10 protein-coding genes and 2 pseudogenes are annotated in these 13,175 nt (G+C 69.9%); 4 read left to right on the plus strand and 8 right to left on the minus strand.

Going from position 1 to position 13,175, the window contains the following annotated elements; translation table 11 throughout:
* Positions 1-26: 26 nt before the first annotated feature.
* On the plus strand, positions 27-353 hold the full coding sequence (locus ACF9IK_RS27450; protein ID WP_395296769.1) for a rhodanese-like domain-containing protein: 327 nt from the start codon (positions 27-29) through the stop codon (positions 351-353).
* Between the two features lie 222 nt (positions 354-575).
* On the opposite strand, the gene ACF9IK_RS27455 is transcribed toward ACF9IK_RS27450, so the two are convergent.
* The 3 genes and pseudogenes from ACF9IK_RS27455 to ACF9IK_RS27465 form a co-directional block, all read right to left on the minus strand.
* Positions 576-1,595 carry a LacI family DNA-binding transcriptional regulator gene (locus tag ACF9IK_RS27455; protein WP_395296770.1) on the minus strand — a complete coding sequence of 340 codons (1,020 nt, stop codon included), beginning with the start codon at positions 1,593-1,595 and terminating at the stop codon, positions 576-578.
* Positions 1,596-1,835: 240 nt separating this feature from the next.
* Positions 1,836-2,246 (minus strand): annotated as a pseudogene (locus ACF9IK_RS27460) (WD40/YVTN/BNR-like repeat-containing protein); the annotation flags it as partial.
* Positions 2,247-2,390: 144 nt separating this feature from the next.
* A complete protein-coding gene (locus ACF9IK_RS27465; protein ID WP_395296771.1) occupies positions 2,391-3,728 on the minus strand; it encodes an XRE family transcriptional regulator in 1,338 nt (445 codons plus the stop codon).
* Positions 3,729-3,883: 155 nt separating this feature from the next.
* Here ACF9IK_RS27465 and ACF9IK_RS27470 point away from each other — a divergent pair, with 155 nt between their 5' ends.
* From ACF9IK_RS27470 to ACF9IK_RS27480, 3 genes are read left to right on the plus strand one after another with little or no spacing between them, the layout of a single operon-like run.
* Positions 3,884-4,876, plus strand: coding sequence for a Gfo/Idh/MocA family protein (locus ACF9IK_RS27470; RefSeq protein WP_395296772.1), 993 nt, complete (start codon positions 3,884-3,886; stop codon positions 4,874-4,876).
* Entirely contained in the window at positions 4,873-6,126 is a 1,254-nt protein-coding gene (locus tag ACF9IK_RS27475; RefSeq protein ID WP_395296773.1) for a DegT/DnrJ/EryC1/StrS family aminotransferase, read from the plus strand. Before ACF9IK_RS27470 ends, ACF9IK_RS27475 begins: the two co-directional genes overlap by 4 nt.
* A complete protein-coding gene (locus ACF9IK_RS27480) occupies positions 6,123-6,557 on the plus strand; it encodes an NUDIX hydrolase (protein WP_395296774.1) in 435 nt (144 codons plus the stop codon). The genes ACF9IK_RS27475 and ACF9IK_RS27480 overlap by 4 nt, the downstream gene beginning before the upstream one ends.
* 140 nt (positions 6,558-6,697) lie before the next feature.
* Here ACF9IK_RS27480 and ACF9IK_RS27485 read toward each other — a convergent pair whose 3' ends face one another.
* The 5 genes and pseudogenes from ACF9IK_RS27485 to ACF9IK_RS27505 form a co-directional block, all read right to left on the minus strand.
* Entirely contained in the window at positions 6,698-7,114 is a 417-nt protein-coding gene (locus ACF9IK_RS27485; RefSeq protein ID WP_395296775.1) for a hypothetical protein, read from the minus strand.
* Positions 7,104-9,269, minus strand: coding sequence for an integrase (locus tag ACF9IK_RS27490; protein ID WP_395296776.1), 2,166 nt, complete (start codon positions 9,267-9,269; stop codon positions 7,104-7,106). Before ACF9IK_RS27490 ends, ACF9IK_RS27485 begins: the two co-directional genes overlap by 11 nt.
* Entirely contained in the window at positions 9,266-10,714 is a 1,449-nt protein-coding gene (locus tag ACF9IK_RS27495; protein WP_395296777.1) for a hypothetical protein, read from the minus strand. The genes ACF9IK_RS27490 and ACF9IK_RS27495 overlap by 4 nt, the downstream gene beginning before the upstream one ends.
* 200 nt (positions 10,715-10,914) lie before the next feature.
* Positions 10,915-12,345 carry a tyrosine-type recombinase/integrase gene (locus ACF9IK_RS27500; protein ID WP_395296778.1) on the minus strand — a complete coding sequence of 477 codons (1,431 nt, stop codon included), beginning with the start codon at positions 12,343-12,345 and terminating at the stop codon, positions 10,915-10,917.
* Between the two features lie 98 nt (positions 12,346-12,443).
* Positions 12,444-13,133: pseudogene (locus ACF9IK_RS27505) on the minus strand (WD40/YVTN/BNR-like repeat-containing protein); the annotation flags it as partial.
* Positions 13,134-13,175 lie beyond the last annotated feature (42 nt).

Genomic DNA, 13,175 nt, shown 5'->3' on the forward strand with positions numbered 1-13,175 from the left:
GAATCAATGCCTCAGGAGGCAGCGTCATGACCACGCTCATCACCCGGGACGAACTGGCGGCGGCGATCGAGGCGGGTTCCGTGACCGTCGTCGACGCGCTCGGGGGCGAGTACTACGCCCAGCAGCACCTGCCCGGCGCCGTCGCGCTGGTGCGGGCCGACGTCGACCGGCTGGCACCCGCCCTGCTCCCGGACCGCGACGCCGCGATCGTCACCTACTGCTCCAACCCGGCCTGCCCCAACAGCGGCCAGGTCGCCGACCGGCTCGTCGCGCTCGGCTACACCGATGTCCGCAAGTACCGCGAGGGCATCGAGGACTGGACCGGCGCCGGACTGCCCGTCGAGACCGCCTGACCCGCACCCCGCCGGGCGGGCGGGGGCTCGCCCGCCGGTGGCCCCCGGCCGCTCGGGGCACGACAACCTCCTGATGGATCTCCTCGCCGACGAACTCCGCTGACCGGGCGGCCGGTAGGGGGGCGTCGAGGCCGCCCCCCGGGCGGCGGCCGGGGGCCGAGGGCGGCGTCCAGGCCGTCGGACGGTGCCGAGGTGCGTCGTCGGCCGCAGCCGCAGGAGTCGTCAGCCGCAGCCGCAGGAACGGCGGACCACGAGGTGGGCGGGGAAGGTGCGGGCGCCCACCGGTACGGGGCCCTCCTCGTCCCTGGCCTTGAGGACCAGGTCGACGGCGGCCCGGGCCATCTCGACCTGCGCAGTGGCGACGGTGGTCAGCGGCGGCCCGGCGATGACGGCCTCCGCGATGTCGTCGAACGCGGCCACCGCGAGGTCCTGCGGGACGCGGATCCCGAGGTCGTCGGCGGCCCGGAGCAGGCCGATCGCCTGGTCGTCCGTCGCGCAGAACACGGCCGACGGCCGGTCCGGGCGGGCCAGCAGCCTGAGCGCCTCGGCGTGGGCGTGGACACGGTCGAAGGGCGCGTGCGTCAGCCGGCCCTCGGTGGGGATGCCGGCGTCGGCGAGGGCGGCGGCCCACCCCGCCGTGCGGCCGGTGACCGGGTCGTTGGGGCTGAGCGCGGCGGTGCCGCCGAAGCAGTGCACCTCGGCGTGCCCGTGCTCCAGCAGGTGGCGCACGGCCTCGCGCGCCCCGCCCTCGTCGTCCGCGACGACGGCCACCCCCGACTCGGTCTCCGCCCGGTGGTGCAGCAGGACGACGGGCGTGCCGTCCGCGGCCTCGACGCCGGCCACCCCGGGGACGGACGGGTCCTGGGTGACCAGGATCAGGCCGTCCACCTGCATGCCGAGGAACGCCCGGATGTAGTGCGCCTCCCGTTCGTCGGCGTAGTCGGAGTTGCCGATCAGGAGCAGCCGCCCGCGTTCGGCGGCCGCCTGCTCGACCATGTGCGCCAGGCCGGCGAAGAACGGCTGTCGCGCGTCCGGCACGACCATGCCGATCAGGTTGGTGCGGCGGCGCGCCATCGCCTGGGCGACCCGGTTCGGGCGGTAGCCGAGCTCCTCGACCGCGGCCAGGACGCGTGCCCGCGTGGCGGCCGCGACCGGGCGCGGCCCGTTGTTGATCACATAGCTCACCACGGCGGTCGACGTCCCCGCCGCCCGTGCCACGTCGTCCCGCGTCACCCTCACCATGTCAGCGAGCCTACACACCGGCTCTGACCAGCCGGTCCGCTTTCCCGGGAAGGGGTCGCGGCGCGGGACCGGAGCGCCGGCGCCGACCGCCCCGCTCCCGGGCCCGCGCCGCCTCCGCGCCCCGGTCGCCGGCAGCGTGGCCGGCGGTGGTCTCCCGGGCCGAGGACGAGGCCCTGCCCGCCGGCGACGAGGGCCGGCCCGACCGGCAGCCGCCCGGTCAGGAGGAGGTGCAGCGTACCGTCAGGCGATCACCGCGGCCCGGACGCAGAGGACGTCCGGCAGGTGGGAGGCCAGCAGCGACCAGCTCTCGCCCTCGTCCGGACTGCCGTAGACCTCGCCGTTGCGGTTGCCGAAGTAGATGCCGGCCGGGGCGGCGTCGTCGGTGCGCAGGGCGTCGCGCAGCACCACGCCGTAGTGGTCCCCGCCGGGGAGCCCCTTGGCGAGCGGGGTCCAGCTCCCGCCGCCGTCCTCGGTGCGGTAGATCCGGCAGCGGCGGTCCGGCGGGATCCTGTCGCCGGCGCCGCCGAGCGGGAAGAGGTAGGCGGTGTCGGCCTGCCGCGGGTGGGTGGCCACGGCGAAACCGAAGTCGGCGGGCAGGCCGTCGGCGACGAACTGCCAGCTCGCGCCGGCGTCGTCGCTGCGGTAGACGCCGCAAAGGCTTGCGTGAGACATGTCTGTGATGTCGGATCGGGTGATCACCACAACCCCCATGCCAACCCGGAACCGGTATCTCGGCACGTTCGTGTCTCATTCGTCCTTCAGCCTGATCCGCTGAAGGACGAGCGGATCGAAGGGCTACGGGGGGAGTGGAGTGGTCCTGAGGCGGTCCATGAGGTCGGCGACGCCGTCGATCTGCCGGTAGGGCTTGAACGCTGGGGCGAGTTCGCGGACCAGGGTGATGCACCGTTCGGCGCCGATCCGGGTGGCGAGGTCGAGGGACTGGTTCGTGACAGCGAGGGCCTGTTCGACCTCACGGGCCTGCAGAAGGCTGCGGGCCTCGTAGGTCAGGAAGATCCCGCGGGTCTTGTCGCGGGAGCGCGGCAGCAGGCTCATGCCCTCGTCGATCCGGGCGTGGGCTTCGTCGGTGCGGCCGAGATCGAGCATGCACTGGCCGGAGTCGACGGCCAGGTCCGCCGTACTCATCCACCGGCACCAGGCCGGTGCCGGACCGGGGGTGTCGGTCAGTAGGGCGGTCTCGGCGGCGGCGAGGTCCCGGTGACAGTCAGCCGCGGCGCCGAGGGCGGCGTGTGCGCGGGCCCGGCGGAGGTGGAGCAGGGACCTGGCGGTGGGGTGCCGGGTGTGGATAAGGGCCTGGCTAAGTGGTTCGACGGCGGCGTCGGGGTGGGTAAGCCAGATCGACTGGTAGGCGAAGTCGGAGAGAATGCCAGCGCCGAGGTCGCGGTCGCGGGCGGCGTGCGCGTTGGCAAGGGCCGCGCTCCAGAGCTTGCCCGCCGCGAAGTGGTGGCCCTGGTCGAAGCGGCGCCAGCCGCAGGCGCTGGCCAGGGAGGCGGCCAGCAGGTGGAGCCGCCGGCCGACGGCTTCGGTGTAGCGGCCGTGCTCCAGCAGGTCGGTCACCGTGTCCAGCTGGGTGTCCATCAGCTTCGCGGTGTGCTGGAGCTGGTCTGTGGGCAGAGCGCTCAGCCTGGCGCTGGTGTCCTCCAGCCAGTCGACCAGGTCGGCGTCGACGCGCTTGCCGTTCAGGGCGGTGGTGAGCCGGTCGGGTTCGAGGGTGGCCCACTGGACGGAGAGCCCGGCCAGCGCGAGCGCGCTGAAGGTCATGAAGGTGCGGCGGCGCTGGTCCATGGCGGCTCTCTGTGCATCTCGAAGTGCTTGAACGGTGAATGTCGATCCAAGTTGCACCGGCTGTTCCTGGCCGGGAAGCCAGTGTGGCCACTCGCATGCCTCCAGGTCGGCGATCGGTATGCCGAAGGCATCGGCGATCAGCAGTTGGGACTCGAAGCTCGGTGTCTTCTTCCAGTTCTCCCACTTGCTGACGGCGGCCTTGTCGGTGCCGGAGCGAAGGCCCTCAGGGCGGTGCCGGGCGGCGTGGTGGATGCGTGCCACCAGGTCGTTCTGCGACCAGCCGCGAAGCGCGCGGGCGTACGCGAGGGGGTGCCGGATCTGGTCGTCCACGGGGCCAATCCCATCATCGACGGTGACGGTGAGCCTACTGCCCGCGATGGCGGGACAACCCCGGGACTACAGACAACGCCTGGCTGGTGACCGTGAGTTGGGCTCTACTCGTCGTGCACCGACAAGTTCCTTCGCGAAGCGGAAGGAGTCCGCGCATGAAACGACGTGCTGCGATCATCGGCCTCGGACACCAGGCGGTTGAGGACCACCTGCCCGGTCTGCTCGGCTCCAGCAGGGCCGAGCTCGTCGCGATCTGCGACAGCAACCCCGACACCCTGCGGCAGCGGCAGGAACAGCTCCAGGTCCCGGGATTCACCCGCGCCGGTGAGCTGCTGGACGCCGTGGCCCCGGACTTCGTGGTCGTCGCCGTCCCGCACCACGCCGGCCGGGAGGTCGTCCAGGAGTGCGCCACCCGGGGCGTCCACGTCCTCAAGGAGAAGCCGTTCGCCACCTCCGTGTGGGAGGCCCGGGATCTCGCCCAGGTCTGCCAGGCCGGGCAGGTCGAGCTGATGGTCACCCTCCAGCGGCGCTTCAACCCGATCCACGCGAGCGTCGCCGGGCTGCTGGATCAGATCGGCACCCCGTTCCTGATCGACGGCCAGTACACCTTCCACACCGACGACCCCGGCGGCGGCTGGCGTGGGGACATCCGGCAGGCCGGCGGCGGCTGCATCATCGACATGGGCTACCACCTCATCGACCTGCTGCTGTGGTACTTCGGCCTGCCCAGCCGGGTCATCGCCGAGTTCTCCACCACCGCCGTCCCCGGCGGCGGCTACGACGCGGAGGACACCGCCGTCATCCAGCTCGGCTACGACAGCGACCTGTACGGCTCGGTGCTGCTGTCGAGGTGGGTGGCTCCGAAGACCGAGCGCCTGCACGTGGTCGGCACCCGCGGCTCGGTGCTGCTGACCAAGGGCACGGTCCAGCGCCTCGACCTGCGCGGCGTCGTGGTGGAGGAGCTGACTCGCCCCCACGCCCCGGCCTCGGCGGCGACCGCGCAGATCGACTACTTCTGCCGGGTCCTGGATGGCGAGCGGCCCAACACCTCCGGGCCCGACCAGCACCTCGCGCACGCCGCGTTCATCGCCTCCTGCTACCAGTCCAAGGCAGCGGGGCGCTACATCGACCCGAAGGAGATGCTGTGACCAGCACGCTCGCCCTGCTCGGCGGCAAGCCCGCCGTCACCGCCGCTGGCCCGCACTTCAGCTGGCCGCCGATCGACGACACCACCCGCGCCAAGGTCGCCGCCCAGCTGGAGAAGTCCATCTCCATCCCCGGCCGGTCCGGCATCGTCGCCGAGCTGGAGGACGGCCTGCAGGACTACTTCGGCGTCCGGCGCGCGATCACCACCAGCTCCGGCACCGCCGCCCTGCACGCCACCTACTGGGCCGCGCGGATCAAGCCCGGCGACGAGGTCATCGTCCCGGCCTGGACCTTCCACGCCACCGCCTCCCCGCTGTTCCACCTCCGCGCCGTGCCGGTGCTGTGCGAGACCAGGCCGGACGGCAACATCGACCCGAACCGGATCAAGGAGCTGATCACCCCCCGCACCCGGGCGGTCATGGTCACCCACCTGTGGGGTAAGCCCGCCGACATGGCCGACCTCGTCGCTGTGGCGAACGCCCACGACCTGGCGGTGCTGGAGGACGGCTCCCACGCCCACGGCGCCAGCATCGCCGGGCGGAAGGTCGGGACGTTCGGCCTCGCCTCGGCCTTCTCCCTCAACGGCCCCAAGCCGCTGTCCGGCGGCGAGGGCGGCTTCGTCCTCACGGACGACGACGACATCTACCACCGGGTCATCACACTCGCGCACTACAACAAGCGGGCCAAGACCGAGATCCCGGAAGGCCATCCGCTCGCGCGGTACGCGGTCACCGGGGCCGGCCTCAAGCTCCGCATCCACCCCCTCGCCGCCGCCATCGCCCACGACCAGCTCGCCCGCCTCGACAGCTACCTCGCCGGCAGGGCGGAGATCGCCCGGTACCTCACCGGCCAGCTGGCGCGGATACCCGGCCTGGAGGTCACCGAGATGCCCGATGGGGTGATCCCGTCCTGGTACGGGTTGACGGTCACCTACCGGCCGGACGAGATCGGCGGCCTGCCGATCGAGCGGTTCCACCAGGCGCTGATCGCGGAGGGCGCCACCGAGTTCGACCGTCCCGGCTCCACCTGCCCCATGAACCAGCTGCCGCTGTATCAGCAGCCCAGCATGCTGTTCCCCGGCCACCCACACTCCCACCGCCGGTACAGGCCGGGGGACTTCCCCGTCGCCGAACACGCACACGCCCACACGATCAAGCTCCCGGTCTGGCATCGTGAGCAGGATCTGGAAGTGTCCGAGCAGTACGTCCGCGCGGCCACCAAGATCAGCGACCATCACAAGGAGCTGCTGTGACCATCACCTCCCCCGAGTTCGTGGCCGGCCTGGCGGCCGACGCCGAAGCCGCCGGCATCACCGGCTTCGTCGCCGCCGCCGTGATCAACCACGATGGCCGCACCCTGTTCGTCCGCCGCAACCCGGATGACTACATGGGTGGCCTCTGGGAGATCCCCTCCGGCACCGTCGAGGCCGGCGAGAGCATCCTCGACGCCGTGTACCGCGAGACCGCCGAGGAGACCGGACTCACCATCAGCGAGATCACCGGCTACATCGGCCACTTCGACTACCAGAACAGCCGCGGTACCACCACTCGGCAGTTCAACTTCTCCGCGACCGTGGAGAAGGCGGAGCCGGTGATCCTCACCGAGCACGACGCCCACCAGTGGGCAGCGGCTGACGAGCTGCCCGAAGTGACCGACTCCGTAAGGAAGTTGATTACCACCTGAACGGCTCTCCGCCAGGCTCTGCGGCGCGGCTCGTCTCTTGCAGACCGAGAGACGAGCCGTCGCCGTTTTTGGAGTCGGGCGGAAAGGGGCACCGCCCCGTCCTCCGGCCTGTCGATGGTGGCTCGGCCTAACTGCATCAGCTACCGCACCGGCCTCAGCAGCGGGACAGTGCTGGCATCGGCCCGGTGTTGTTGGAGGGCGTCGTAGAGAGCGGCGATCTGGGACAGCGCGGCGGTCTTGAACTCGGCGTGCTCGGCAACCTGCTGCCGGAGGCTGCTGTTCTGCGTCTTCAGCCGGATCTGCTCAGCCTTGAGCCGTTCGATGCGGGCCTCGCGCGGGTCGGGCTCCCCGGTGGTCTCGCGGGTCCTGGCCAGTCGCTGCTCAAACTCCTCCTTGACGTGGGGGTACGTCCGGTACAGCGTCGGTCGCGGCACCCCGGACAGGAGGGCGAGGGACTTCACGTCGCATTTCAATCCGTCGGGAACGTCCCCGGCCAGGAGACGGTCCATTGCTTCCCGCAGGGCCTTCTCGGCCTTCGCAACACGGTCACTGGTCACTGGTGGTCTCCTGGGCGCTGTCGATGGCCTGGACGATGCGCATGGCGCGGTCGTGGATCTCCTGGGCACGGGCGCGTTCGATCGGGGAGATACGGGGGTTGCCGAGGAACACCGCCCGGGTCTGTTCGACGTGGTCGGCCCACATCGCCCGGTGGTGGGGGTGGTGGGTGGCCTGTCCGCAGCGAGCGGAGTCGCACATGCCGATCAGCGGCTCTCGCGCGTCGGGGGTTCCGGCCATGGACAGGCACAGGGCTTTGGCGGGGTCGGTGAACCAGCAGTAGTTCGCGACGCCGATGTGGAGGGTCTTCGCGCGGGCCTTGAGCAGGGCTTCCACTCGGCGGTCGTCGATCACGCGGGCGTCCCCGGGGCGGTGGCCGTCCAACGCCGCGTCGGCGTGCTGGAACACCGCGAGGAGTTCTCTGGCCCCGTTGCCGGACGGCCTGACACCGCGCCGGTAGTCCTCGTACGCGGCCGCGGTGAGCCGAAGGTGCTCGGTTTCCTCCTCCGCCCGGACCTCGGTCAGGAAGCGTGCCTGGTGGCCGCCGGGGCGGGCAGCGTAGCCCTCGGTGGTCGTCACGGAGACGTGCTTGAGGTGCCACTTGCCGGCGAGGAGCCCATGGGGGCGCTGGGCGATGGCCCGGGACAGTGTGCGCCGGAGAGCTGTGGCGTGGAGTGGGCCATCGGGGACGGGCTCCAGACCGAGGCGCTGACCGGCGGGGCCGTTCATCCAACGGCGAATGTCGGTTTCATCGCCGCTGGTGAAGTGGGCTCCTGTGAAGAGAAGTTGGCCGAGCTTAGCCCCCGCGACCTGTTCGGCGATGCCGAGGGCACGGTAGACGTCCTCGATGACGACCCAGGATTCCGGGACTCCGCCCAGGTCCCGGTGCTTGATCAGGCGAGAGTTGACCCGGTACCGGACGAGGGAGGCCGTGGGCTCCTCCCGGACGCGGCTCCCGGCGGCGATCTCCACCAACTCACTGTGCCGCATCCCGGACAAGGCGGAGGTCAGGACGTAGGCGGCCCCGATGACGACCCGGATCATGGTTTTCAGGGCGAAGATCCCCACCGGCTCCGACCACGGGATTCGGCCCTCGCCGGTCATACACGGCACCAGGGGCGAATCACGGCACCAGGGCTTCTCGATGCCGCACTCCCGGACCCAGTCCTCCAGAAGCGGGCGGAGCTGGTCGCGCTGGGCCGGGGAAAGGTTCCGTTTCAGCCCTGCGTTGACAAGGACCTGGATCAGGGAGACGTGCAACAGCAGGTCGTCCTCGCTCCAGCCCTGATTCCGGCGGCGGTTGACGGAGGTGAGGTATGCCTCCGGTGCGGGCTGGCCGCCAGCCCGGCGATCCTCGATATCGGCGACGAGGTGCCGCAGCTGGGCCTGGTTGAGGTGATATCCCCCGGCGAGCTTGATGCTTCCCTTGGCTGCGCGGGCCTTGGTCGCCTCGGTTGCCAGGTGGGGGCCGATGGTGTCGATCAGATAGAGGCAGTTCGCGAGGAGCGGCCGCAACATCTCGTCCGGGACGACCGGTGTGCTGTTGGCATCGGGTTTGCGGTAGCCGGCGATACTGGTGGCGGACTGCTGCCCCCAGGGCTGGAAGCCTTTCGGGTAGGCGTCGGGCAGGATCGCGGAGTACGGGACGAGGGCCTGAGCGGCGGCGACGTTGGCGGTGACGGTCAGCAAGTGGACCGGTGTTCCGGGGCTGAGCCGACTGGTGGAGACCTCGCTCAGGAACGTGTCGCAGTGGTGCTGGTGGACCTGGGTCAGGCTGGTGACACCCTGGTCGGTGAGGTAGTTCAACCAGCGGATGACGTAGCCAAGGGCCGTGCTGATCGACTTCACCGACAGCGGCGTGCGGTAGGCGTGCGGGAGAGTGGCGACGGAGGGGTGACGTGGCAGCAGCCGGGCAGCCAGGTAGGTGCGGGCGACTGTCCGCCACAGAGGATTGGTGATGGGCCGGAAGTCGGCGATCTTGTCGCCCGGCGTCATGTAGGCGGGGGCGTCGATCATGCCGGAGAAGTCCCACACGTCCTGGTCGAACCTGGGCCGGGCTGAGCCTGAAGCCATCCGTAGACCGAGGGCTTCGGCCAGGTCCAAGCCGATGAACGGGCTGGTGGCTGGTCCGCTGGTGCCGACGGCCAGGGTGGTCACTGGGACTCCTCGATGGTCATGGGCGTGGTCGCGAGGAGCCGGCCGGCGGCGTCGATCAGGCGGACGTCGAATTTCGGCAGAACGTCGTTGTCCAGCCGATCAGCGTATGGTCCGAAGACGGTGATGAATTGCTGCATCGTCATTTGAGCCGCCTGCCGGGAGAAGAATTCCTTGAGCCGAAGAAGCGCGGTGAGGTGGCGCGGGGTGAACGTGGCGAGCGGACACAGCAGACACACCCACGGGCGGGCCGGGCACAGCGTTCCCGCTGGCGCGTAAGGGCTGTTCAGAGGGGATGCGCAGGCGGCGACGAAGACGTCCTGTTCACCGGTCAGGATGCGCCTGATGACATCAACGTTCAGCTCGGCTTCCTGGGCGAGGCGCGGGAATTCCGCCGCGAATTGCTTTGCATCATCGTGCGTGACGATGACGGGCGGTTCGGCCTTGCGCCGGATGTCGCTCTGGGCATCGAGGATGACTGTCTCCAGGGCCGCCTGTTCCGCTGGAGTGTGATGGGACAGGTAGTGGTCGCCTTCGATGCGGGCGCTGTGGTTGGGGTCGATGGTCGCCCGTCCCGTCCAGGCGGAGCGGTCTCGCCGGTTGTGGTAGGTGGCCCGGATGCGCCGGAAGTCCACCGTCAGGGGCGTGCCGTCGTCGGCCCGTAGGTCATGAAGGTTCGCCCAGCGCGTGCGCTGGTGGCCGTTGAGGCTGGTGGTTCGGATTCCCTCCTGTTGAGAGGCGTAGATCCACATGCTCTCGGTCAGGGTGCCGGCGTGCTCCCGCAGGGGCCGGGAATGCTCCAACCACTGATCGAGCACCCGGACCGCGGCACGGGGCAGGTTCAGAGCTTCTTCGGCGGTGCGGCCCTTGTAGTACCGCAGCATGGCCGTATGAGGGCCGGTGCGGGTGTAGTTGCCGACGGTGAGGGTCTTGATGCCGTCCGAGACGATGCCGCTCCGCAGAGCCAGAAGCATGGTGTAGGCGAACACAACGTCGTTGTCCGGGTAGAGCGCGGACCTGATGGCCGTCAGGCGTGGCCCTTCGCGCCAGATTCCGCTGATGTTCTCCTGTATGACGCGGTTGCTGGCCGGGCCGTTGTCCAGGAGCCAGGACGCGATGGGCGCCTGGCCCTGAGTGGCGGCCTCCAGTGTCTCCCGATGGGTCTTCCGTGCTGCGGCGATAGTGGTGGTGCAGGAGCGGACGAGCTGCCGCCACTCTTGGTCGCTGTAGGGCCGCAGGCTGTTGGACTGGCGAGGCTTCTGGTTGACGTTCCGGCCGTCGAGGTGATCAACGATGGAGGGGTGGAGATGCCCGCCGGACTCCCGCCAGCCGTTGAGGATGATCCGGGAGTACCGCTCGGTGTAGTAGTCGCTGGACAGCCAGAACTGGAGGACGGCGGCCGGGGGCAGAGCGGCTACCTCCTCGTGGTCGGCGAGGTCGCGTGCCATCCGACGCAGCACGGTAGAGGCTGCCCGAGCGGTGTCCTTCGTGGCGATAGGCCCTACGGGGTGTGTTGCCGCAACGAGTGCTTGAGCCAGGTCCGTTGCCAGTCGTGGCCTGGGGAGACCGGACAGGTCGGCAGTGAATGTCTGGCCCCGCGGAAGAGTGAAGTGCACCGCCAGCGGAGCGGTGTCCAGATGAGCGGGCATCAGTCGGTGTCATCCTCGAACTCAGCGGCGGCGGCCCGGTGGACGGCCGGATCGGGGGTGGCGTTCTCGTACGCCTCGTGGAAGACCCGAAGGGTGTCGATCATGTGCAGGTACACCTGAGTGACCGCGACGCTGGCGTGGCCCAACAGGTCGCGTAGGACCAGCAGAGGATCGGCCTTGGTCAGGTACAGGGCCATGGCATCGTCGGAGTTGGTGTCGATGACCAGCCGTGCGGCCTGCTGGTAGTAGCCCCTGACGAGCCGTTCGAGGGTCGCCATGGCAAAGGTATGCCTGGTCATGTGGGGATGGACGTGCGGAAACGCCGGCTCCCAGCTCTCCCGGATGCGCTCGGACGCTCGGCGTAGGACTGTTGCCCAGTCGAGGAAGGGGCTGCCGTCCTGCTGGACGGCGAACAGTGCGCATCCACCTTCGGGCGCGACGAGGCGGAGCCGTTCAGCCGGGGTGAGGAGGTGCCAGCGGCGGAACCTCCCGTTGATGTGCGCGCCGACATGGTTGGGGTTCTCCACCCACAGCGGCTCCTCGGGCCTCCATCGCGATCCGTCGGTGTACGCGGCCCGTTCCAGTTCGATGTAGTCCCGAACCGCCACCAGGTCGTCGTAGTCGATCCAGGTCTGGCGCCCCCGACCGCCCTTGGTGGTGGGTGGTGCGAGCGGCACCGGGACGGGAACTCGTGTCGGCCGCTTCGGCAGCGCGGGGATCTCCCACACCGTCAGGTACCGCCATTCCTTGCGGCGAAGCCCCGTCGAGAGGGCGAGTCGGACGCCGGCGGCGTTGCGGCCGGTCTGGCGGCCCCGGTACCGGGTGTCCACCTCTCCGTCCGGGGTGAGGCCGGCGAGGGCGTTCACCAGGAGCTCCCGGTAGTCCGTCTCCAGGTACTTGCGGGAGGCGTGCGGAAGTGCCCCGCGCACAGTGGCGAGGTTGCGATGGGCCTCCATCAACGTCCCGTCCGGGCGCAGCACGGTGCGGGCTGCGTAGTTGAACGGGATCGCGTCGCAATGCCCGTTAGCAGCAGCCCAGTTGTAGAACGCGGCGACCGTCTTGACGTGCAAGTTCCAGCTTCCGGGAGCGAGTCGGGCGTCGAGGGGGCCCGATAGCCGGTGCTGGGCGTACAGGGCAAGGCCGTCCTTGAGCGAGTCACGGTCGGCGAACAGACGGATGCCCAGCGCCGTGAGGTGTTCGGCCCATGCCTTGACCATGGAGGCGTAGTTGTTCCAGGTCTCGGGGCTGTGCGCGCCGTTGCTGGGAAGGTCGCGGAGCCACCGGTTGATGACGGTGGTGGGGCGGGGGCCGTTGGCGTCCTCGAAGTGGAGGTCTTCATCAATGAGGACCGGCATACCTTCGGGGATGTGGGGTGGTGAGGGCAGACCCCAGGACTCCCAGCCGCGGCGGGAGAAAGAGAAGAGGAGCACTCCCTGACCCTAGCTGAGACAAGGTCAGGTGCACTTCCTTATGGATAGATTGGCTGGATCAGATGCGAGACAGCAAGACATAAGAAAACCGCACCACTTACGCCGCCGTGGTTCTGCAGGTAGAGCCGGTCGAGGTTGACGGCGTCACGGGCGATCTTGTGCACGCACTGGCCGAACTCGGGGTACTGGCCCTCCTCGGGGAGGAACTCCGCCCGCAGTCCTCGGTTGGATGGCTCCCAGCTGGCCCCGCCGTCCTTGCTGCGGTAGACGCCGCCGCTGGAGACCGCGACCACCAGCCGCTCGGGATCGCGGACGTCGGTGAGGACGGTGTGCAGGCCCTGGCCGCCGTAGCCGGCACCCCACTCCGAGCGCTGCGGGTGGTTCCAGAGGGATTCGACCAGCTCGAAGGTCTCGCCGCCGTCCGTCGAGCGGAAGAGCGCGGCCGGCTCAGTGCCGGCGTAGACCACACCGGGAGCCTCGGGCCCGGCGGGCTGCAGCTGCCAGACCCGGGTGAGCGAGGCGCCGGTGTGCTCCGGGAAGCGGACGGCCGGCTCGGGCGGCTCGAACCAGGTCGCCCCGAGGTCGTCGGAGCGCCATACCGACGGCCCCCAGTGGCTGCTGTCCGCGCCGACCAGCAGCCGGACCCTGCCCTCCCGGCGGTCGACGGAAAGGGAGTAGATCGCGTTCATCGGGAAGTGCGGCCCGCTGAACTCCCAGCTCAGTCGGTCGCGACTGCGGCCGAGAAAGAGGCCCTTCTCGGTTCCGACGGCCAACAGCACCTCGGTCATGCGACACACCACCTGGTCGGCGAAGACGGCCCCCCGGGACAC

The sequence above is a fragment of the Kitasatospora hibisci genome, assembly GCF_043950205.1.
In the GTDB taxonomy this organism is placed as follows: domain Bacteria; phylum Actinomycetota; class Actinomycetes; order Streptomycetales; family Streptomycetaceae; genus Kitasatospora; species Kitasatospora hibisci.

Bases quoted from the DNA above. Each gene is read 5' to 3' on its own strand.
- ACF9IK_RS27450 (WP_395296769.1), top strand. From the start codon at position 27: ATGACCACGCTCATCACCCGGGACGAACTGGCGGCGGCGATCGAGGCG.
- ACF9IK_RS27455 (WP_395296770.1), bottom strand. From the start codon at position 1,595: ATGGTGAGGGTGACGCGGGACGACGTGGCACGGGCGGCGGGGACGTCG.
- ACF9IK_RS27470 (WP_395296772.1), top strand. From the start codon at position 3,884: ATGAAACGACGTGCTGCGATCATCGGCCTCGGACACCAGGCGGTTGAG.
- ACF9IK_RS27495 (WP_395296777.1), bottom strand. From the start codon at position 10,714: ATGGCACGCGACCTCGCCGACCACGAGGAGGTAGCCGCTCTGCCCCCG.